This is a genomic window from Gemmobacter fulvus, assembly GCF_018798885.1.
Lineage (GTDB): Bacteria > Pseudomonadota > Alphaproteobacteria > Rhodobacterales > Rhodobacteraceae > Gemmobacter > Gemmobacter fulvus.
In genome coordinates, this window is record NZ_CP076361.1 from 2873919 (window position 1) to 2892703 (window position 18785).

The 18785-nt window shown below is 63.2% G+C and carries 21 protein-coding genes and 1 tRNA gene; 8 read left to right on the forward strand and 14 right to left on the reverse strand.

What is annotated here, in order from left to right; genetic code table 11:
- The first annotated feature begins 141 nt into the window (after positions 1–141).
- Entirely contained in the window at positions 142–807 is a 666-nt protein-coding gene (locus tag KM031_RS13920; protein ID WP_215506902.1) for a calcium-binding protein, read from the forward strand.
- A gap of 97 nt (positions 808–904) precedes the next feature.
- Here KM031_RS13920 and KM031_RS13925 read toward each other — a convergent pair whose 3' ends face one another.
- Entirely contained in the window at positions 905–1219 is a 315-nt protein-coding gene (locus tag KM031_RS13925; RefSeq protein ID WP_215506900.1) for a hypothetical protein, read from the reverse strand.
- Between the two features lie 296 nt (positions 1220–1515).
- Here KM031_RS13925 and lepA point away from each other — a divergent pair, with 296 nt between their 5' ends.
- A complete protein-coding gene (gene lepA / locus KM031_RS13930; protein ID WP_215506898.1) occupies positions 1516–3315 on the forward strand; it encodes a translation elongation factor 4 in 1800 nt (599 codons plus the stop codon).
- 172 nt (positions 3316–3487) lie between these two features.
- Here the strand turns inward: lepA and KM031_RS13935 are convergent, their stop codons facing one another.
- The 10 genes from KM031_RS13935 to KM031_RS13980 all read right to left on the reverse strand — a co-directional run bounded on the left by KM031_RS13935 (position 3488) and on the right by KM031_RS13980 (position 10709).
- Positions 3488–4264 carry a succinate dehydrogenase iron-sulfur subunit gene (locus KM031_RS13935; protein ID WP_215506896.1) on the reverse strand — a complete coding sequence of 259 codons (777 nt, stop codon included), beginning with the start codon at positions 4262–4264 and terminating at the stop codon, positions 3488–3490.
- A 3-nt stretch (positions 4265–4267) separates the two neighbouring features.
- Complete coding sequence (locus tag KM031_RS13940; RefSeq protein WP_215506894.1) at positions 4268–4567, reverse strand: hypothetical protein; 300 nt, start codon at positions 4565–4567, stop codon at positions 4268–4270.
- Complete coding sequence (locus KM031_RS13945; RefSeq protein ID WP_215506892.1) at positions 4567–4887, reverse strand: hypothetical protein; 321 nt, start codon at positions 4885–4887, stop codon at positions 4567–4569. The genes KM031_RS13940 and KM031_RS13945 overlap by 1 nt, the downstream gene beginning before the upstream one ends.
- A gap of 160 nt (positions 4888–5047) precedes the next feature.
- Positions 5048–6850 carry a succinate dehydrogenase flavoprotein subunit gene (sdhA, locus tag KM031_RS13950; RefSeq protein WP_215506890.1) on the reverse strand — a complete coding sequence of 601 codons (1803 nt, stop codon included), beginning with the start codon at positions 6848–6850 and terminating at the stop codon, positions 5048–5050.
- Between the two features lie 9 nt (positions 6851–6859).
- Positions 6860–7231 (reverse strand): succinate dehydrogenase, hydrophobic membrane anchor protein, encoded by a 372-nt coding sequence (gene sdhD, locus KM031_RS13955; RefSeq protein ID WP_215506889.1) that lies wholly within the window; start codon positions 7229–7231, stop codon positions 6860–6862.
- Positions 7232–7241: 10 nt separating this feature from the next.
- Positions 7242–7625, reverse strand: a complete 384-nt coding sequence (gene sdhC, locus KM031_RS13960) for a succinate dehydrogenase, cytochrome b556 subunit (protein WP_215506887.1) — start codon at positions 7623–7625, stop codon at positions 7242–7244.
- A gap of 343 nt (positions 7626–7968) precedes the next feature.
- The gene (locus KM031_RS13965) at positions 7969–9000 is read right to left on the reverse strand and encodes a MaoC family dehydratase (RefSeq protein WP_215506885.1); all 1032 of its coding nucleotides are present in this window, start codon (positions 8998–9000) and stop codon (positions 7969–7971) included.
- Positions 9001–9050: 50 nt separating this feature from the next.
- Positions 9051–9254: a DUF1737 domain-containing protein gene (locus KM031_RS13970; RefSeq protein ID WP_215506883.1), complete on the reverse strand. Its 204-nt coding sequence runs from the start codon at positions 9252–9254 to the stop codon at positions 9051–9053.
- On the reverse strand, positions 9254–9808 hold the full coding sequence (locus tag KM031_RS13975; protein ID WP_215506882.1) for an NnrU family protein: 555 nt from the start codon (positions 9806–9808) through the stop codon (positions 9254–9256). Before KM031_RS13975 ends, KM031_RS13970 begins: the two co-directional genes overlap by 1 nt.
- A 40-nt stretch (positions 9809–9848) precedes the next feature.
- Positions 9849–10709, reverse strand: coding sequence for an HpcH/HpaI aldolase/citrate lyase family protein (locus tag KM031_RS13980; protein ID WP_215506880.1), 861 nt, complete (start codon positions 10707–10709; stop codon positions 9849–9851).
- A gap of 205 nt (positions 10710–10914) precedes the next feature.
- On the opposite strand from KM031_RS13980, the gene KM031_RS13985 reads away from it, so the two are divergent.
- Positions 10915–11220, forward strand: a complete 306-nt coding sequence (locus KM031_RS13985; RefSeq protein WP_215506878.1) for a hypothetical protein — start codon at positions 10915–10917, stop codon at positions 11218–11220.
- On the opposite strand, the gene KM031_RS13990 is transcribed toward KM031_RS13985, so the two are convergent.
- Positions 11217–11969, reverse strand: a complete 753-nt coding sequence (locus tag KM031_RS13990; protein ID WP_215506876.1) for a sulfite exporter TauE/SafE family protein — start codon at positions 11967–11969, stop codon at positions 11217–11219. The two genes, KM031_RS13985 and KM031_RS13990, sit on opposite strands and share 4 nt — an antisense overlap.
- A gap of 155 nt (positions 11970–12124) precedes the next feature.
- Here KM031_RS13990 and mdh point away from each other — a divergent pair, with 155 nt between their 5' ends.
- Positions 12125–13087 (forward strand): malate dehydrogenase, encoded by a 963-nt coding sequence (gene mdh, locus KM031_RS13995; protein WP_215506874.1) that lies wholly within the window; start codon positions 12125–12127, stop codon positions 13085–13087.
- Positions 13088–13205: 118 nt separating this feature from the next.
- On the opposite strand, the gene katG is transcribed toward mdh, so the two are convergent.
- Positions 13206–15416, reverse strand: coding sequence for a catalase/peroxidase HPI (gene katG, locus KM031_RS14000; RefSeq protein ID WP_215506872.1), 2211 nt, complete (start codon positions 15414–15416; stop codon positions 13206–13208).
- A gap of 181 nt (positions 15417–15597) precedes the next feature.
- On the opposite strand from katG, the gene KM031_RS14005 reads away from it, so the two are divergent.
- Together KM031_RS14005 and KM031_RS14010 are read left to right on the forward strand one after the other, a co-directional pair.
- Positions 15598–16524, forward strand: a complete 927-nt coding sequence (locus KM031_RS14005) for a hydrogen peroxide-inducible genes activator (protein ID WP_215506870.1) — start codon at positions 15598–15600, stop codon at positions 16522–16524.
- 85 nt (positions 16525–16609) lie between these two features.
- Positions 16610–16697, forward strand: a tRNA-Ser gene (locus KM031_RS14010).
- 353 nt (positions 16698–17050) lie between these two features.
- On the opposite strand, the gene KM031_RS14015 is transcribed toward KM031_RS14010, so the two are convergent.
- Positions 17051–17404 carry a cupin domain-containing protein gene (locus tag KM031_RS14015; RefSeq protein ID WP_215506868.1) on the reverse strand — a complete coding sequence of 118 codons (354 nt, stop codon included), beginning with the start codon at positions 17402–17404 and terminating at the stop codon, positions 17051–17053.
- A gap of 163 nt (positions 17405–17567) precedes the next feature.
- Between KM031_RS14015 and KM031_RS14020 the strand changes: the two genes are divergently transcribed.
- Both KM031_RS14020 and KM031_RS14025 read left to right on the forward strand, forming a co-directional pair.
- On the forward strand, positions 17568–18149 hold the full coding sequence (locus KM031_RS14020) for a GNAT family N-acetyltransferase (protein ID WP_215506866.1): 582 nt from the start codon (positions 17568–17570) through the stop codon (positions 18147–18149).
- Between the two features lie 36 nt (positions 18150–18185).
- Positions 18186–18725 (forward strand): P1 family peptidase, encoded by a 540-nt coding sequence (locus KM031_RS14025; protein ID WP_215506864.1) that lies wholly within the window; start codon positions 18186–18188, stop codon positions 18723–18725.
- Positions 18726–18785 lie beyond the last annotated feature (60 nt).

Sequence of the window (18785 nt, forward strand, 5' to 3'; positions counted from 1 at the left end):
GTCATCGTAGCCCGTTCCGGCGGGTTTGCGCCGCAGCACCGCGCTGCCGGAACCTGATCGGGAACAGAACGCCCTGTTGTGCGTTTTCCGGTGCAGGCTTCGGCCCAGGCGATCAAGACAAACGAGCGAAGGAGACCTCACATGGTACGTAAAACCGGCAACGATCTTGCCAACACGCTTAAGGGCAGCACTGTGAATGACTGGCTGTCGGGGCAGGGTGGCAATGACACGCTGTACGGCTATGCCGGCAATGACGACCTCTATGGCGGCAGCGGCAATGACCGTCTGTTCGGTCACCTTGGCCGCGACGATCTGGAAGGTGGCTCGGGCGACGATGTGCTCTATGGCGGTGCCGACCATGATGATCTGGAAGGCGATGCAGGCAATGACCGTCTGTTCGGCGGGGCGGGCAATGACGACCTTGACGGCGAATCCGGCAATGACCGTCTGTTCGGCGGCTCTGGCCGCGACGAGCTGGACGGCGGTTCGGGCAAAGACCGTCTGTCCGGCGGCACCGGGTCTGACTGGCTGGATGGCGGTTCGGGCAATGACGTGCTGACCGGCGGTGCCGGGGCGGATGTGTTTGAATTCGACCGCCGCGATGGTGTGGACGTGATCACCGATTTCACCAATGGTCAGGACCGTCTGGAAATTGACGATCTGAGCCGCAGACAGGCGTCGGATCTGATCGAAAATGCCCGTCAGGTGGGCGATGATCTGGTGCTGACGCTGTCGGCCGATGCGCAGATCACCCTGCAAGACATGCAGCGTGCCGATCTGGGCCTGTCGGATTTCATCTTCGACTGATCCCGTCTTCGGGGCGCGGCATGGCTGCGCCCCATCGGTTCATTTGGAAAGGGGGGGCAAATTGCCCTCCTTTTTTGCTATAGGGATGGGTTGCCGATCAGCCGCCGCAATAGGCTTCGGCGGTCTGGCCGAAGGCCTTGTAGCGTTCCCAGAACGCATCATCGGCTTCGCGTTTGGAAATCCACACATCATGCGCGCGGTCCGGGTCGTTCATCAGCTTGGCCGCCTTGCGCTGATCGCCGCCTTTCAGCGTCATGTCCGCGACCTGCTGGATGCAGGCACAGACACCGCGATTGGCCGCGCTGCGGTCAGAGCGGTTGCAGGCCTTCTCGATTGGCCCGGCTACCGCCGCGAGTGTCATCATGGGAAGGATCAGAGCGCCGAAAGCGCCTGCCAGAACCAGTTTCTTCATGTCTCTGCCTCTTGCCTGTTGGCGGGGTTCCCCTCCGCCACGGGTCATTTTCTGCCATGCAGTATGACGATTCGGGCGGAAATTTGCAAGGAAAGCCGTGTGATCGGCGGGCTTTGGCCCATGGGCGGGCGCGCAGGCCCTATGCTGCGGCCAAGGGGGAACCGAACCGCAAGATACGGTAAGGGCGAGGCGCGCGCTGTGGCAGATCTGCCGTGCCTGCGCAATTGGGTCGCCTGCGGACGCGCCCCCCCGATACCCCCTTCCCGGCCCTGCAGAGACAGGTTATATCGCGCGCCATGACCCAGCTTGACCTCATCCGAAATTTCTCCATCGTGGCCCATATCGACCACGGCAAATCCACCCTTGCGGACCGGCTCATCCAGATGACCGGCACGGTGGCCGACCGCGATATGAAGGCACAGATGCTTGACTCGATGGATATCGAGCGCGAGCGGGGCATCACCATCAAGGCCAACACGGTGCGGATCGAATATCCGGCCAAGGATGGCAAGACCTATATCCTGAACCTGATCGACACGCCCGGCCACGTCGACTTCGCTTACGAAGTGTCACGGTCGATGCGCGCAGTCGAAGGTTCGCTGCTGGTGGTCGATGCGTCGCAAGGGGTCGAGGCGCAGACGCTGGCCAATGTGTATCAGGCGATTGATGCCGGGCACGACATCGTGCCGGTGCTGAACAAGATCGACCTGCCTGCCGCTGAACCCGAACGGGTGAAGGCGCAGATCGAGGATGTGATCGGCATTGACGCATCGGATGCCATTCCGATTTCGGCCAAATCCGGCCTCGGCATTGCCGATGTGCTGGAGGCCATCGTGACGCGGCTGCCGGCCCCCAAGGGCGACCGCGATGCCCCGCTGAAGGCGATGCTGGTCGACAGCTGGTATGATGCCTATCTGGGCGTTGTCGTGATGATCCGCGTCATGGATGGCGTGATCAAGAAGGGCGACCGCGTCAAGATGATGCAGACCGGCGCGATCTATGGCATCGACAAGCTGGCCGTGCTGAAGCCGCAGATGGTGGATATTGCCGAACTGGGGCCGGGCGAGATCGGCGTGCTGACCGCCTCGATCAAGCAGGTGCGCGATACCCGCGTGGGCGACACCATCACCCATGAACGCAAGGGCACCGACACGCCGCTGCCGGGCTTCAAACCTGCGCAGCCAGTGGTGTTCTGTGGCCTGTTCCCGGTGGACGCCAATGACTTCGAGGCGCTGCGCGATGCGATCGAGAAGCTGGCGCTGAACGACGCCTCGTTCAGCTACGAGATGGAAACCAGCGCCGCCCTTGGCTTTGGCTTCCGCTGCGGCTTTTTGGGCCTGCTGCACCTTGAGGTGATCCGCGACCGTCTGGAACGCGAATATGACCTTGATCTGATCACCACGGCACCGTCGGTGGTGTTCAAGCTGCACATGAAAAGCGGCGAGGTGATCGACCTGCACAACCCCGCCGACATGCCGGATCTGACCTATGTGGATCATATCGAAGAGCCGCGCATCAAGGCCACCATCATGGTGCCGGATGACTATCTCGGCGATATTCTGAAGCTGTGTCAGGACCGGCGCGGGATCCAGCTGGATCTGTCTTATGCCGGGTCGCGGGCAATGGTGGTCTATGACCTGCCGCTGGCCGAAGTGGTGTTCGATTTCTATGACCGGCTCAAATCGGTCACCAAGGGCTATGCCAGCTTTGACTATCAGATCTCGGAATACCGCGAGGATGTTCTGGTGAAGATGTCGATTCTGGTGAATGACGAACCTGTGGATGCGCTGTCGATCATGGTCCACCGGGACCGGGCCGAAGCGCGGGGCCGCGCCATGGTGGAAAAGCTGAAAGAGCTGATCCCCCGCCACATGTTCAAGATCCCGGTGCAGGCCGCCATCGGCGGGCGGGTGATCGCGCGCGAAACCATCGCGGCGATGCGCAAGGACGTGACGGCGAAATGCTATGGCGGCGACGCCACCCGGAAGAAGAAGCTGCTGGAAAAGCAGAAAGCCGGTAAAAAGAAGATGCGCCAGTTCGGCAAGGTCGAGATTCCGCAGACGGCATTCATCTCTGCGCTCAAGATGGACAACTGAAACAGGGCAGGGGCGCGTCATGTGATGCGCCCCGCCTTTGCAGCGGCGGGGCAAAGCGCGTGTCATGCGGCACCGAGGGCTGCTGTGCGCCCTGCAATACAATCCCAACCATGTCGGAAAACGGGCCTGATCGCCCGGAACAGGCGGGGGCCACAACGGGCCCCCGACGATATCAGACGGCCCGTTCGACCATCATCTTCTTGATCTCGGCAATAGCCTTGGCCGGATTCAGCCCCTTGGGGCAGGTCTTGGCGCAGTTCATGATGGTGTGGCAGCGGTAGAGCTTGAACGGGTCTTCCAGATCGTCCAGACGCGCGCCGGTCGCCTCGTCACGGCTGTCGATGATCCAGCGATAGGCGTGCAGAAGCGCGGCCGGGCCAAGGTATTTGTCGCCGTTCCACCAGTAGGACGGGCAAGAGGCGCTGCACGAGGCGCACATCACGCATTCATACAGACCATCCAGCTTTTCGCGGTCTTCAATCGACTGCCGCCATTCTTTTGCCGGGCGGTTGGTCTTGGTTTCCAGCCAGGGCATGATGCTGGCGTGCTGGGCGTAGAAATGGGTCAGGTCGGGGATCAGATCCTTGATGACCGGCATATGCGGCAGCGGATAGATCTTCACATCGCCCTTCACCTCGTCCAGACCATAGATACAGGCCAGAGTGTTGATGCCGTCGATGTTCATCGCGCAAGAGCCACAGATGCCTTCGCGACACGAGCGGCGGAAGGTCAGCGTCGGGTCGACCTCGTTCTTGATCTTGATCAGCGCGTCCAGAATCATCGGGCCGCAGCTGTCCATATCCAGAAAATAGGTATCGACCCGCGGGTTTTCCCCATCATCGGGATTCCAGCGGTAAATCTGGAACTTGCGGACATTCTTGCCCTCGGGCTTCGGCCAGGTCTTGCCGGTGCGCACCTTGGAGTTCTTTGGCAGGGTGAACTGGACCATTGGCTAGTCTCTCCAATCTGAACGGGAGTAGAGCGGCTGCGAGGGCAGCTGCCCGGATTGTCGATAAACACAGGAGTCGTAGACCTGTGCGGGGTCACGCCCCATGACGTAATCGGATGAAATATCCATCTCGAAGCGGGTGATGGCCCCGCCATCGCTGCTGGCCCCGATGCCGATTTCGCCGCGCGGTTGCTGGGCAAGGCGGGCTTGCTGGAAACAGCTGCGCTCTGCCGCCTCGCGCGAGACCGGGCCGCAGGCGGCAAGGCTCAGACACAGCAGCAGGGCAGGGCACAGCATGGTCATCACCCCGCCACCGGCCCGATGCCACGGGCCCTCATGCAGGAGGCGGTGGCCGGGCGGCGCAGGATGTTTGCCACATTCTGCACCGTCAGCGTGCCGGCGCGCACGCCGACATCGCGGGCAAGGCCCTGCAATTCGGCGGGCGAGGCATTGGCGATCACACAATCCGCCGCCGCTTCGGCCTGCGGTGCGGTCATGTAATTCTGCATGACCGGCACCACGACAGAGCGTGCGGCACGGGTGTTGATGTTCTGTGCCACTGTCTGCGGATTGCAGGCGGCAAGGGCGGTCAGCAGCAGCAGGGGGGCAATCAGACGGGGCATCATTCATTCCTCAATGTCAGCTCGGCGCACAGGCTAACCCGTTCACCGGCTGAAGATGAGACACTTGCACGCGAGGCGGTGACGGCGCGCGGAAACCTGCCAGCCGGGGCCGCAGCTGCGGCCTCGGGGAGGCGTGTTGACAGGGATGCCGCGCGGATCATCAGAACTTGCGCTCTGCCGGGGCGATCTTTTTCAGGCTGATGCCGCCATCGGCCTCGCTGGTCAGCGGATCGGTATGCACCGCCCGATAGCCCAGCGTCACCGCATTGCCATCTACCCAGGCCAGCGAGTGTTTGCGCCAGTTGGCGTCATCGCGGTGCGGGTGATCCTCATGCGCATGGGCGCCCCGGCTTTCGGTGCGGGCATGCGCGCCATAGATCGTGGCCAGTGCATTCGGCATCAGGTTGGTCAGTTCCAGCGTTTCCATCAGGTCGCTGTTCCAGACCAGGCTGCGATCCGTGACCTTCAGGTCGCCGATCTTGCCTGCGATGGCGGTCATTTTCACTTCGCCTTCGGCCAGCGTCTTTTCGGTGCGGAACACGGCGGCATCCGATTGCATGGTGCGCTGCATCTCCAGCCGCAGATCGGCGGTCGGGATTGCGCCATTGGCATGGCGCAGCGCATCAAAGCGGCCCAGCGCCTTGTCCACTTCGGCGGTGTTCACCGGGGCGGCGCGCTCTTTCGGGTTGACGATCTCGCCCGCGCGGATGGCGGCGGCGCGGCCGAACACCACAAGGTCGATCAGCGAGTTCGACCCCAGACGGTTCGCGCCATGCACCGAGGCACAGCCCGCTTCACCCACGGCCATCAGGCCGGGGAACACCGCATCCGGGTTGTCGGCGGTGGGGTTCAGCACCTCACCCCAATAGTTGGTCGGAATGCCGCCCATGTTGTAATGTACGGTCGGCAGTACCGGGATCGGTTCCTTGTGCAGGTCAACCCCGGCAAAGATGCGGGCCGATTCCGAAATGCCGGGCAGGCGCAATTCCAGCGTCTCGCGCGGCAGGTGGTTCAGGTGCAGATGGATATGGTCACCATTGGCGCCCACGCCGCGGCCTTCGCGGATTTCCATCGTCATGCAGCGGCTGACATAGTCGCGCGGCGCGAGATCTTTGTAATGGGGCGCATAACGCTCCATGAACCGCTCGCCGTTGGAGTTGGTCAGATAGCCGCCTTCGCCGCGCGCGCCTTCGGTGATCAGGCAGCCCGAGCCATAGATGCCAGTCGGGTGGAACTGCACGAATTCCATGTCCTGCAACGGCAGGCCCGCCCGCGCCACCATGCCACCACCGTCGCCGGTGCAGGTATGGGCCGAGGTCGCGCTGAAATAGGCGCGGCCATAGCCGCCGGTGGCCAGCACGGTCATCTTGGCGTTGAACACATGGATCGTGCCGTCATCCAGCTTCCACGCCACCACGCCGGTGCAGCGCCCGTCGGTCATGATCAGGTCCAGCGCGAAATATTCGATGAAGAATTCCGCGTTGTTCTTCAGGCTCTGGCCATAAAGCGTGTGCAGGATGGCGTGGCCGGTGCGGTCTGCGGCGGCGCAGGTGCGCTGCACAGGCGGACCTTCACCATATTCGGTGGTGTGGCCGCCAAAGGGGCGCTGGTAGATCTTGCCATCTTCGGTACGCGAGAACGGCACGCCGTAATGCTCCAGCTCATACACGGCCTTGGGGGCCTCACGCGCCAGATATTCCATGGCATCGGTGTCGCCCAGCCAGTCAGAGCCTTTGACCGTGTCATACATATGCCACTGCCAGCTGTCCGGGCCCATGTTCGACAGCGAGGCGGCAATGCCGCCCTGCGCCGCAACCGTGTGGCTGCGGGTCGGGAACACCTTGGTCACACAGGCCGTGCGCAGGCCCTGTTCGGCCATGCCGAGCGTCGCGCGCAGACCCGCGCCGCCCGCGCCCACCACGACCACGTCATAGTCATGCACTTCATAGGGATAAGCAGTCATGTCAGCCTCTCAGAGCGCGATTTTCGCAAGGGCGAACAGCCCGATGGCGGTCACCGCGTAGGATATCGAAATCACCAGCATCACCAGGCCCTTCTTGGCCGAGCCGCGGGCGTAATCTTCGATCATCATCGTGGCACCCTTGGCGAAGTGGCGCATCCCCACAAACAGGACAAGCGCCGTCAGGATTGCCGGGAAGGGGCGGGAGAAGGTGGCCAGAACCTCGTCATGGCCCTTGCCCAGGGCCGAGCCGAACACATAGAGGAACACCGGCACCATGAAGGCCAGCGCCACGGCGGACACCTGCATCTGCCAATGATGTTCGGTTCCGGTATGGGCGGCGCCCTTGCCTTCGGCGCGTTTACGATCGGTCAGATAGCGCATGGTTGCCTCCTCAGACCAGAATGATGGTGATGACGGTCAGCACGACCGAGCCGATGATGCAGGCCCAGCCGAGCTTTTCGGCGGTGGGAATGTCCAGCCCCTTGCCTGCGTCGTAATAGAGGTGCCGCAGCCCTGCGAGGTAATGATACCAGATCGCCCAGAGCGAGGCGGTGAACACCAGTTTGCCGAACCACGAGGTCACAACCTTGTTGGCCAGTGCAAAATACTCGGGCGAGGTCGCAGCCGCCAGCAACCACCAGACCGACAGCAACACCGCAACGATCAGGCCGTTGCCGGTGATCCGCGTCAGAATCGAGGTGATCGAGGTCAATTGCGGGCGATAGATCTGGAGATGGGGGGAAAGGGGGCGTTCCACCCGTTTCACTTCAGCCATGACGTTTCCCTTTGTCGCTTGGGCAGCAGATCGTGTGCCGCGCACTGGCAGGATTTCTGAGCATTCAATAGCGTGTTTTTTGCCCAAGTCACCTGTGCAATCGCAGCATAATCGGGCCGTTGCCGCTATCATCCGGTAATTTTTTCACTTTGTGATCACAAATTTTCTGGCCGTGATCACAGCTTGGCAGTTTGCTGCGCAGGGCGGGCGTTCCACGTTGCCCCCGGTTTGGACGTGCCGGTCAGCGATTTGGAGCGCGGCGCCCGCACGGCGTTGTCCGGCCAGCCTGTGCGCAGGTCATGCCGGTTGCGGCAGGCGCCAGGCACCAAGTGCGCCGCGCGGATCACTTGGGCATCACCGCCCAGTAATCCAGATCCAGCAGAACCTCGGGCAGGTATTTGCCATCCTCGCCGCGCAGCGCAAACGGGGCCGCGCCCTGTTTGACGGCGACCAGCCGCAGCCGGATGGCACCCACGCCCGGTGCCGACGTGTCGGCCTTGTCGATCACCTCGGACCAGGCCTTGACCGTATCGCCCGCGAAACAGGGGTTGGCATGGGCCCCGGCGTTCAGCGCCACGATCATCTGCGCATTGGCGAGGCCATTGAACGACAGCGCCCGCGCCATCGAGATCACATGGCCGCCATAGATCAGCCGCTTGCCATCCGGGCGGAAGGTCGCGTCGAAATGCACCTTGGCGGTGTTCTGCCACAGGCGGGTGGCGATCATGTGCTCGGCCTCTTCGATGGTCACGCCATCAACGTGGTCGATCTTCTCGCCGATGGCGTAATCGCCCCAGCGATGCGGCTCGCCCGCCAGTGCGAATTCATACCGGCTGAAATCCAACCCGGCGGGGATCACCAGCGTCTCGGGGGCGACAACCTTGGCCAGCGCGGGTACGACAGCGTCGGGGGCAGGGGCGTCCAGCCGGTTCTTGCGCACCATGACCCAGCGCACATAGTCCAGCACGGTGGTGCCGTTCTGGTTGATGCCGCGTGTGCGCACATAGACCACACCCGACGCGCCGTTGGAGTTTTCCTTCAGCCCGATCACCGTGCTTTCGGACCGCAGCGTATCGCCCGGATAGACCGCCGACAGCCAGCGCCCCTCGGCATAGCCCAGATTGGCAATGGCATTCAGCGAGACATCCGGCACAGTCTTGCCGAACACCACATGGAAGGCAGCCAGATCATCCAGCGGCGAGGCCGCAAGGCCGCAATTGCGCGCGAACTCGTCCGAGGAATAGAGCGCATGGCGCGCCGGATAAAGCGCATGATACAGCGCCCGCTCTCCGCCCGAAACGGTGCGGGGCACGGCATGGGTGATCGTCTCGCCGATGCGGTAATCCTCGAAGAAACGTCCGGGGTTGGTTTTCATGCGCTCTCTCCATCAGGGGCGCGGCGGGGGCCCTCCGCCGCGCGCGTCTATCAGTGTTCGCCCAGCTTGGTGTCGGGCGTGTAATCGCCGGGGACTTCCTTCACCACGGCCTGCCCGCAGCGCATGACGCCGCGCGCGGCATCAAAGGCATAGGTGGGGCTGCCATGCAGCGCCCAGCCCTTGTTGAGGGCCGCCGTCACCTTGTGACAGAAGGCCGATGTGTCGTCGTCGGACAGAAAGCGATAGAGCTGCATCAGAAATACGTCCCTTCAAACACCGGATGGCCCAGCCACAGGTGAACCATCGCAATCGCGCCGAACAGCAGCAGGGTGCCGACAAGGTTCATCGCATCGCCCTTGAGGCCGCGCCCGCCGACAGGCCGCACCCATGACGTGCGGTTCAGGATCAGCATTTCCACCACCGCCCAGAGGCCGATGCCGCCAAACAGCAGCAGCGAGGCGCGGTCGCCATTCACCGCCAGATGGGCGAGCGACCAGATCACCGTGCCCCAGAGCATCGGGTGGCGGATCCTAGGGTAAAGCGTGCCCTTGGTGCCGCCCACCCCGAACAGGAACAGCGAGATCAGCATCAGCGTATTGTTCAGATGGCCCATGCCGGGCAGCGGGCTATAGACCGGCACGAATTCTGCCCCGCGATAGCCGAGGGCCATCAGCCCCACCGCCAGCACCAACAGGGCCGTCACCAGCCCCTTGCCCCGGTCGCCAAGGGCCGCGCGCGCGTCGGGCGCAAGGCGTTTGAACAGATGGGCGGCAACCCAGAGGAAAAGGCCGAGGCTGAGAAAGATCATCGCTGAGGCTCCGAATATGTGAATTTCTTTCACATAGCCATTATCCGGCCAGCGCCGCAATCGCCTCTGCTTTGGCCAGCGTGGCTTTCGCCGTCACGATATGCAGGTTTTCCACGATTTTGCCATCCACCACGGCCACCCCGCCGCCCTGCGACATGATGTCGGTGAAGGCGGCAATCTGGCGGCGGGCCAGATCAATCTCGGCCTCGCTGGGGGCAAAGGCGGCATTGGCGATATCAAGCTGCGCCGGATGGATCAGGGTCTTGCCGTCAAAGCCCATGTCGCGGCCCTGCGCACATTCTGCCTGCAACCCGGCCTCGTCCTTGAAGGCGTTATAGACGCCATCGACGATCACCAGGCCATAGGCCCGCGCCGCCAGCAGGCACAGGCCCAGACCGGCCTGCATCGGCAAGCGGTCGGCGCGGAAGCGCGCGTTCAGCTCTTTCGCCAGATCGTTGGTGCCCATGACCATGCCTTTCAGCCGGGGATGGGCGGCAATCGTGGCGGCGTTGAGCATGCCCTGCGCCGTTTCCATCATGGCCCAGAGATCGGCACCGGGCACAGCCTCGGCCACCGCATCCAGATCGGCGGGGCTGTTCACCTTGGGGATCAGCACAGCATCGATTCTGGCGCCGCGCGCAATGGCCTCGTCCAGCGCATCGGCATCGGCGCGGCCCCATTCGGTGTCAAAGCCGTTGATCCGCACGATGCGCACCCGCGCGCCGAAATCCCAATCGGTCAGCACCTGCGCCAGCAATTTGCGGGCGGCGGGCTTTTCTTCGGGGGCGACCGCATCCTCCAGATCAAAGATGATCGCATCGGCCGCCAGCCCCATCGCCTTTTCCAGCGCGCGCTCTTTGGAGCCGGGAATATACAGAACGGAACGATAGGGGCGGGTCATCGAGTCTCTCCCAAAGCAAGATTCTTTCGCCAATGACCACATTCGCGGCATATTCGGCAAGGGTGATTTTGCCGCAGCGCAGAAATTTTGGACCATGGTCGCAGAAAATGCCGCAAGGTCGCCGGATCGGACGAAGCGTTAACCGTTTCTCAGCCGTTCCGGCGCAGCCTTCGCCCATGATCCGCAGTCATGGAAAGGCCCGCCGATGACCAGAACCCTCTTTGCGCTGTCGCTTGGTTTTGCAGGCGTGATCCTCGCCACGCATGCGGGCCATGCCGCCACCTGCGCGCCGCGCGATGCGCTGCTGGCCACATTGGCCGATCACTATGGCGAACGTCGGCAGGCGCTGGGCCTTGCCGACAACCGCATGGTGATGGAGCTGTTTGCATCCGATACCGGCAGCTGGACCATGGCCTTCACCGGGACGGATGGCATCACCTGCCTTGTGGCCACCGGGCGGGCTTATGAGGGCATAGCCGCGCCTCTGCCCACCAAGGGCGATCCGGCCTAACCGATCAGGGCGGCAGCCGCACTCCAGATCAGTTTGACTGACAGCAGCAGCAGTGCCCAGGTCACCAGCTGGAAGAACAGCTTTTCCGGCAGCACCCGCACCAGCCGCACCCCGGCGAAAACGGCAAGGCTGGCCGGGATCATCAACAGCAGCGTCAGCCGCAGATTGCCAAGGCTCATCTGGCCCAGCGCCCAATAGGGCACCAGCTTGATCGCATTCACATAGGCGAACAGAATGGTGGACGTGCCCGCGAACACCTCTTTCGACAGGCGCAGTGGCATGGTGTAGACCTGATAGGGCGGGGCGCCTGCATGGCTGACAAAGCTGGTAAAGCCGGTCGCCGTGCCCCAGAACAGCCCCGGCGCGACCCGTGCCGGCTGTGCCTCAGGCTCGGCTCCGCGCCGGAGCAGCAGATTGGCGGCGAACACCGCCCCCACCGCGCCGATGATCCCGGTGACGATCGCTTCGGGCACCAGATGCGCCGTGGCCCAGCCCAGCCCGACGCCCAGCGTGGTGCCGGGCACAAGGATCGCCAGCACGCGTCTGTCGAAGGCATGACGATAGGCCCAGAGGCCGAAGATGTCCGACACGACATAGATCGGCAGCAGCAGCCCCGCCGCCATGACGGGCGACATCACCTGTGACATCAGCGGCACCGACAGCATCGCCACCACCGGCACGCCGCCCTTGCCCATGCCCACCAGCACAGCGGCCAGTCCGGCGATGGCCCAAAACATCACGTCATCCACGCGCCACGGCTCCTGTTGGCCAAAACGCGCCACCTTTAGCGCAAACAACTTGCGCGAAACAATCCTGCCTGTCATGCCGCAACGCGGCGGCTTGCGGGAATCTCGTCAGGCCCCTAAGCATACCACCGTATACAATCCCAGCCGGAGACGGAATCATGGCACGACCCAAGATTGCACTGATTGGCGCAGGCCAGATCGGCGGCACGCTCGCCCATCTCGCCGCCATCAAGGAACTCGGCGATATCATCCTGTTCGATATTGCGGAAGGCACCCCCCAAGGCAAGGCGCTGGACATTGCGCAATCCGGCCCCTCGGAAGGGTTCGATGCCGTGATGAAGGGCGCCAACAGCTATGAGGATATCGCGGGCGCCGATGTCTGCATCGTGACCGCAGGCGTGCCGCGCAAGCCCGGCATGAGCCGCGATGACCTGCTTGGCATCAACCTCAAGGTGATGAAATCGGTGGGCGAGGGCATCAAGGCCCATGCGCCGAACGCCTTCGTGATCTGCATCACCAACCCGCTTGACGCGATGGTCTGGGCGCTGCGCGAATTTTCGGGCCTGCCGCATGAAAAGGTCGTCGGCATGGCCGGCGTGCTGGATTCGGCGCGCTTCCGTCACTTCCTGTCGGTGGAATTCAACGTCTCCATGCGTGACGTGACCGCCTTCGTTCTGGGCGGCCATGGCGACACGATGGTGCCGCTGACCCGTTATTCCACCGTGGGCGGCGTGCCGCTGCCGGATCTGGTGGAAATGGGCTGGACCACGCAAGAGCGTCTGGACGGTATCGTGCAGCGCACCCGTGATGGCGGTGCGGAAATCGTTGGCCTGCTGAAAACCGGCTCAGCCTTCTATGCGCCCGCCACCTCAGCCATCGAAATGGCCGAAGCCTATCTGAAAGACCAGAAGCGCCTGCTGCCCTGCGCCGCTTATGTGGATGGCGCGCTGGGCCTGAACGGCATGTATGTCGGCGTGCCGACCATCATCGGTGCCGGTGGCATCGAACGCATCGTCGATATCAAGCTGAACGAAGACGAACAGGTGATGTTCGACAAGTCGGTTGATGCGGTGAAGGGCCTTGTTGCCGCCTGCAAAGCCATCGACCCGTCGCTGGCCTGATCTGCCCTACCACGAAATCGAAAACGCGCGCCCTTGCAGGCGCGCGCTTTTTTATGCGGTGCGCATCCAGCCCGAAGGCCACCCCGGCGCGACCCATCGGGCCGCGCCAAGGCCGGGATCAGGCCAGATCGAAGCGGTCGGCGTTCATCACCTTGGTCCAGGCAGCCACGAAATCGCGCAGGAATTTTTCCTGAGCATCGTTTTGCGCATAGACTTCGGCAATCGCCCGCAGCTGCGAGTTGGAGCCGAACACCAGATCCACACGGCTGCCTGTCCACTTCACGGCACCTGTGGTGCGGTCACGGCCTTCGAACAGATCCTGCGTCGCAGAGACCGCGCTCCAGACCGTGCCCATATCGAGCAGGTTGACGAAGAAATCATTCGTCAGCGCCTCGGGGCGGGTGGTCAGCACGCCGTGTTTGGTGCCGCCATGGTTGGCGTTCAGCACACGCAGCCCGCCGATCAGCACGGTCATTTCCGGCGCGGTCAGCGTCAGAAGTTGCGCCCGGTCGATCAGCAGCTCTTCTGCCGAGGCGGTGAAGGCCTTTTGCTGATAGTTGCGGAAACCATCCGCCAGCGGCTCCATCACCTCGAAGCTTTCCACATCGGTCTGCTCTTGCGTCGCATCCGTGCGGCCCGGGGTGAAGGGCACGTCGATGGCGCGGCCCGCAGCCCGCGCTGCCGCTTCCACCGCCGCCGAACCGCCGAGCACGATCAGATCGGCCAGCGAGACACGTTTGCCACCCGAAGCGGCAGCGTTGAATGCGGCCTGAATGCCTTCCAGCACCCCCAGCACGCGCTGCAACTGTTCGGGCTGGTTCACATCCCAGTCCTTCTGCGGCGCCAGACGGATACGCGCCCCGTTCGCGCCACCGCGCAGATCGGACCCACGGAAGGTCGAGGCCGAGGCCCAGGCCGTCGACACCAGTTCCGGCACCGTCAGACCTGACGCCAGAATCCGCGCCTTCAGATCGGCAATATCCGCCGCGTCGATCAGCGCGTGATCGACCGCAGGCACCGGATCCTGCCAGATCAGATCTTCTGCCGGAACCTCTGGGCCGAGATACAGCGCCTTCGGCCCCATGTCGCGGTGGGTCAGCTTGAACCAGGCGCGGGCAAAGGCATCGGCAAAGAGATCGGGGTTCTCGTAGAAGCGGCGCGCAATCGGTTCGTAGATCGGGTCAAAGCGCAGGGCGAGATCCGAGGTGAGCATGGAGGGCGCGATCCGTTTGGTCGGATCATGCGCATCCGGCACCGATCCGGCCCCGGCCCCGTGCTTGGGCTGCCATTGATGCGCCCCCGCCGGGCTTTTCGTCAGTTCCCAGTCATAGCCGAACAGGTTCCAGAAGAAGTTGTTCGACCATTTGGTCGGCGTCGAGGTCCAGACCACCTCAAGCCCCGAACCGATGGCATCGCCGCCCTTGCCGCTGCCATAGCTGCTGGCCCAGCCCAGGCCCTGCGCCTCGATCGGGGCGGCCTCGGGGTCCACCCCCACATGGGCCGCATCGCCAGCACCATGGGTTTTGCCAAAGGTATGGCCGCCCGCGATCAGGGCGACGGTTTCTTCGTCATTCATCGCCATGCGGGCAAAGGTTTCGCGGATGTCGCGGGCCGAGGCCAGCGGATCCGGCGTGCCGTTCGGCCCTTCGGGATTGACGTAGATCAGGCCCATCTGCACGGCGGCGAGCGGGTTTTCCAGCTGGCGGTCCCCGGCATAACGCTTGTCGTCAAGCCAGGTGTTTTCGGCGCCCCAGTAGATGTCTTCTTCCGGTTCCCACACATCGGCGCGGCCACCGGCAAAGCCGAAGGTCTTGAAACCCATGGATTCCAGCGCGACGTTGCCCGCGAGGATCATCAGGTCGGCCCAGGAAATGCTGTTGCCATATTTCTGCTTGATCGGCCAGAGCAGGCGGCGGGCCTTGTCAAGGTTGACGTTGTCCGGCCAGCTGTTCAGCGGTGCAAAGCGCTGCGTGCCCGAGCGTGCGCCGCCCCGCCCGTCGGCGGTGCGATAGGTGCCTGCGCTGTGCCAGGCCATACGGATGAAGAACGGCCCGTAATGGCCCCAGTCGGCCGGCCACCAGTCCTGGCTGTCGGTCATCAGCGCGGTCAGATCGGCCTTCACGGCCGCAAGGTCCAGCGCCTTGAATGCCTCGGCATAGTCAAACTCGGCGCCCATCGGATCGGACAGGGCAGAGTTCTGGTGCAGGATCTTCAGGTTGAGCTGGTTCGGCCACCAGTCACGATTCGACCGCCCCTTGAATGTTGCATTGCGGTTCACACCATGTGCGACGGGGCATTTGCCGCCACCGTTGGTATCGTTTCCGTCCATTATTCTCTCCCATCAGGCTGCGTATCGTCAGTTTTCCGTGTCTTGCACGGTTTCGTGGCCTCGCGCGGCTGTGGCCCGAAACCTTGGGGTGCCGCTGTCGAAGGATAATCACGACCCCTCTTACCAGACCCGGTCGATTAGTTTAATTTGGAATTTCTGATTGTCGTCATAAGGCACGGTTATGATAAACCTGACATTCAAACAGATGCGCTATTTCGAGGCGCTGGCCCGGCATGGCCATTTTGGCCGGGCGGCGGATGCCTGTGCCATCACGCAACCCGCCCTGTCGATGCAGATCAAGGAGTTGGAGGCGGCGCTTGGCACACCGCTGTTCGAACGGAGCGCGCGGCAGATCCGGTTGACCGGCTTTGGCGAGGTGTTTGCGCTTCGGGTGCGCGGCATCCTGCGCTCGGTCGACGAGTTGGAGGATCTGGCACGCAGCGCGCGCGACCGGCTGGCCGGGCGGTTGCGTATCGGGGTGATTCCCACCGTGGCCCCCTATCTCTTGCCGACGATCATCCGCCAACTGTCGCAGCTCTATCCGGGTCTGGATCTGAACCTGCGCGAAACCGTCACGCCCAAGCTGTTGCAGGAGCTGATGGAGGGGCGGCTGGATACCGCCATCGTCGCACTGCCCGTTTCCGAACATTCGCTGACCGAAATGGCGCTGTTCACCGAAAACTTCGTGCTGGTCCGCGCCGCAACCGAGACTGGTAAACCCGTTCCCAGCCGCGAGAATCTGCGCGAGATGCGGCTGCTGCTGCTGGAGGAGGGGCATTGCTTCCGCGATCAGGCCTTGTCCTTTTGCGACATTCCCTCCACCCGGTCGCGCGAATTGCTGGATGGTAGTTCCCTGACCACGCTGGTGCAGATGGTCGGGGCAGGGATCGGGGTCACGCTGATCCCGGAAATGGCGGTCCCGGTCGAGACGCGCTCGGCGCGGGTGTCGGTGGCACGGTTCAAGGAACCGCAACCCGCACGTACCATCGGCATGATCTGGCGCAAGACCAGCCCGCTCGCCAGCCAGCTGCATCAGGTGGCCACGGTTGTCCGGCAATCCGCCGAGGCCCTCTATGCCGCCCATGCCGCCGGCGCAGGGCCGCAATGACCGCCCCTAAATGCCCGCAGATTTATTTGGGATCGGCGCAGGAAGCACCTTGCACCTGTGAAGTTTGATCTGTAAGTCCACCAGCGGAGCTGTGGCCGAGTGGTCGAAGGCACACCCCTGCTAAGGGTGCAGACGGCAACGTCTCGAGGGTTCGAATCCCTTCGGCTCCGCCATAAAATGTCCCATAAATCACTGACGCGATTTAATAAGGTCAATTGGCTTGCTGACGTTTTGCACAGACCTGAAATTTGCGCCACATTTTGATATACAATTGACCACATCAAACCCTTGCGCGATGGGCTCATGTAGCCGCACAAAAAAAGCTGCACCACGCGATCTGCAGAATGCGCACAGCTTGGGCGGCAACTGACGACCCATCTGCACGCTGCTTGGGGTGATACAGGTCCACGAACGGATAACCCGGTATCAGGTGGGCCAGCTCTTTCTTCGGCAGCGCAACTCACAACACGGTCACCCGGGTCATCTGCTGTCCGGCTGAGCTGGCCCACCTGATCCGCGGCGTGGCTTATTTCAGCTTGATGGCGAAATGCTTGCGCACCGGCTCCTCGATGGTCCAGGTGCCCTTGAACGTCGGCTCGACCACGAAGGCGTCGCCCGGTTTCAGGGTGACAGGGGGGCCGCCGTCGGGGGTGATGGTGATGCGGCCCTCGATCAGATGCACGAATTCGTAGAACTGGTAGGTTGCGTGCCAAGTGCCGGTGGTCGCCTCCCAGGTGCCCGAGATCATGCTGCCATCCAGCGCGCTGTGCTGCACCCAATAGCGCATGGTCGGGTTGCCCTCGATCTTGGTCCAGCCCGCCAGATCGGTGGTGATGGGCTCCGGGCCCGGTGCGGGGAAGCGGAAAAGCGTGTCGCTCATATCTGTCCTCGTGATGCGCCTTGTGGTCACCGCTCTTGGTAAGCGGCCCCTGCACGGGGCGCAAGCCGGACGCGCGGCGGGGGCGCTTGCCGAAGGGGGCTGGCGAGCGGGCGGCAAATCGTCAAAGACTGTCGCGGTAAAGAAAGCAGAACGGGACACGGGCATGAACATCCGCGAGGCACGGGCATCGGATGCAGCACATCTGGCGCGCTTCATCAACATGGCGGCGGACGATCTGCCGCTGCATTTCTGGCGCAAGACGGTTGGCCCGGAGGGCGACCCCTGGGCGCTTGGGCAGGAGCGTGCGGCGCGCGGGACGGGCAACTTCTCGTACCGCAATGCCTGGCTGGCCGAGGTTGATGGCGCGGTGGGGGCTTGCCTGCTCGGGTATGCCGCCGAAGTGACGCCCGGCCCGATTGACCCCGACACACCGCCGATCTTCGTGCCGCTGCTGGAGCTGGAGGCGCTGGCACCCGGGTCGTGGTATCTGAATGTTCTGGCCACCTATGCGGCCTTTCGCGGCAAGGGATTGGGCAGCGCCTTGCTGGCACAGGCTGACGCGATTGCCGCCGCCTCGGGTCATCACAGCATCAGCCTGATTGCCGCAGACACGCATCAGGATGCGCTTCGCCTTTATTCGGCGAAGGGGTTTCGGCAGATCGCCCGCCGCCCGGTCGTGAAAGGTGACTGGGCCGTTGATGCAAGTGAATGGATCCTGTTCACAAAGGCGGTCAGCGCCAACTGATTCCGTCAACGGAGCTGCGCCGCCGTTGCAACTGCGATGCGAGAGGCGGCTACGAGAACAAGCGGAACCGGCACCTCCTCGCGCCGGGTCACAATTGGTCAGGATTGGACCGTGGCCGCTCTTGTGCAAGCAAACCATGGCCTGCGCCCCTGGCTGACCATCTGCGGCAAGCCGGTGGGGCAGATGATGCCGGAGGGACGGCTGATCGAAAAGGAAACCGGCTCGATCATCGTGATCCTTGCGACCGACGCGCCGCTGTCTCTGCGCGCGCTGGCCAAGCGCGCGGCGATCGGGATTGGCCGGGCCGGGACACCGGGTGGGAACAACTCGGGCGACATTTTCATGGCTTTCTCCACGGCGGATGCGGGTGACATGCCGCAGCGCCGGGGGCCATTGGAGACAGTCACGCAGATGAACCCTGAACACCTTGATCCGCTGTATCTTGCGGCGGTGGAAGCTGTGGATGAAGCCGTGATCAATGCAATCGTGGCGGGCGACGACGTAGCGACCGTCAAGTCCAAGGGTAAGACCCGTCACGCGATTGACCAGGCGCAGCTTTCGGCATTGTGTCGATGACCGGATGCGCGCGTGCCCATGACGGACAACGGCGCAGGCGGGGCTGGATCTGGTCCTAGC

Bases quoted from the DNA above. Each gene is read 5' to 3' on its own strand.
- KM031_RS13920 (WP_215506902.1), top strand. From the start codon at position 142: ATGGTACGTAAAACCGGCAACGATCTTGCCAACACGCTTAAGGGCAGC.
- KM031_RS13925 (WP_215506900.1), bottom strand. From the start codon at position 1,219: ATGAAGAAACTGGTTCTGGCAGGCGCTTTCGGCGCTCTGATCCTTCCC.
- lepA (WP_215506898.1), top strand. From the start codon at position 1,516: ATGACCCAGCTTGACCTCATCCGAAATTTCTCCATCGTGGCCCATATC.
- KM031_RS13935 (WP_215506896.1), bottom strand. From the start codon at position 4,264: ATGGTCCAGTTCACCCTGCCAAAGAACTCCAAGGTGCGCACCGGCAAG.
- KM031_RS13940 (WP_215506894.1), bottom strand. From the start codon at position 4,567: ATGACCATGCTGTGCCCTGCCCTGCTGCTGTGTCTGAGCCTTGCCGCC.
- KM031_RS13945 (WP_215506892.1), bottom strand. From the start codon at position 4,887: ATGCCCCGTCTGATTGCCCCCCTGCTGCTGCTGACCGCCCTTGCCGCC.
- sdhA (WP_215506890.1), bottom strand. From the start codon at position 6,850: ATGACTGCTTATCCCTATGAAGTGCATGACTATGACGTGGTCGTGGTG.
- sdhD (WP_215506889.1), bottom strand. From the start codon at position 7,231: ATGCGCTATCTGACCGATCGTAAACGCGCCGAAGGCAAGGGCGCCGCC.
- sdhC (WP_215506887.1), bottom strand. From the start codon at position 7,625: ATGGCTGAAGTGAAACGGGTGGAACGCCCCCTTTCCCCCCATCTCCAG.
- KM031_RS13965 (WP_215506885.1), bottom strand. From the start codon at position 9,000: ATGAAAACCAACCCCGGACGTTTCTTCGAGGATTACCGCATCGGCGAG.
- KM031_RS13970 (WP_215506883.1), bottom strand. From the start codon at position 9,254: ATGCAGCTCTATCGCTTTCTGTCCGACGACGACACATCGGCCTTCTGT.
- KM031_RS13975 (WP_215506882.1), bottom strand. From the start codon at position 9,808: ATGATCTTTCTCAGCCTCGGCCTTTTCCTCTGGGTTGCCGCCCATCTG.
- KM031_RS13980 (WP_215506880.1), bottom strand. From the start codon at position 10,709: ATGACCCGCCCCTATCGTTCCGTTCTGTATATTCCCGGCTCCAAAGAG.
- KM031_RS13985 (WP_215506878.1), top strand. From the start codon at position 10,915: ATGACCAGAACCCTCTTTGCGCTGTCGCTTGGTTTTGCAGGCGTGATC.
- mdh (WP_215506874.1), top strand. From the start codon at position 12,125: ATGGCACGACCCAAGATTGCACTGATTGGCGCAGGCCAGATCGGCGGC.
- katG (WP_215506872.1), bottom strand. From the start codon at position 15,416: ATGGACGGAAACGATACCAACGGTGGCGGCAAATGCCCCGTCGCACAT.
- KM031_RS14005 (WP_215506870.1), top strand. From the start codon at position 15,598: ATGATAAACCTGACATTCAAACAGATGCGCTATTTCGAGGCGCTGGCC.
- KM031_RS14015 (WP_215506868.1), bottom strand. From the start codon at position 17,404: ATGAGCGACACGCTTTTCCGCTTCCCCGCACCGGGCCCGGAGCCCATC.
- KM031_RS14020 (WP_215506866.1), top strand. From the start codon at position 17,568: ATGAACATCCGCGAGGCACGGGCATCGGATGCAGCACATCTGGCGCGC.
- KM031_RS14025 (WP_215506864.1), top strand. From the start codon at position 18,186: ATGCGAGAGGCGGCTACGAGAACAAGCGGAACCGGCACCTCCTCGCGC.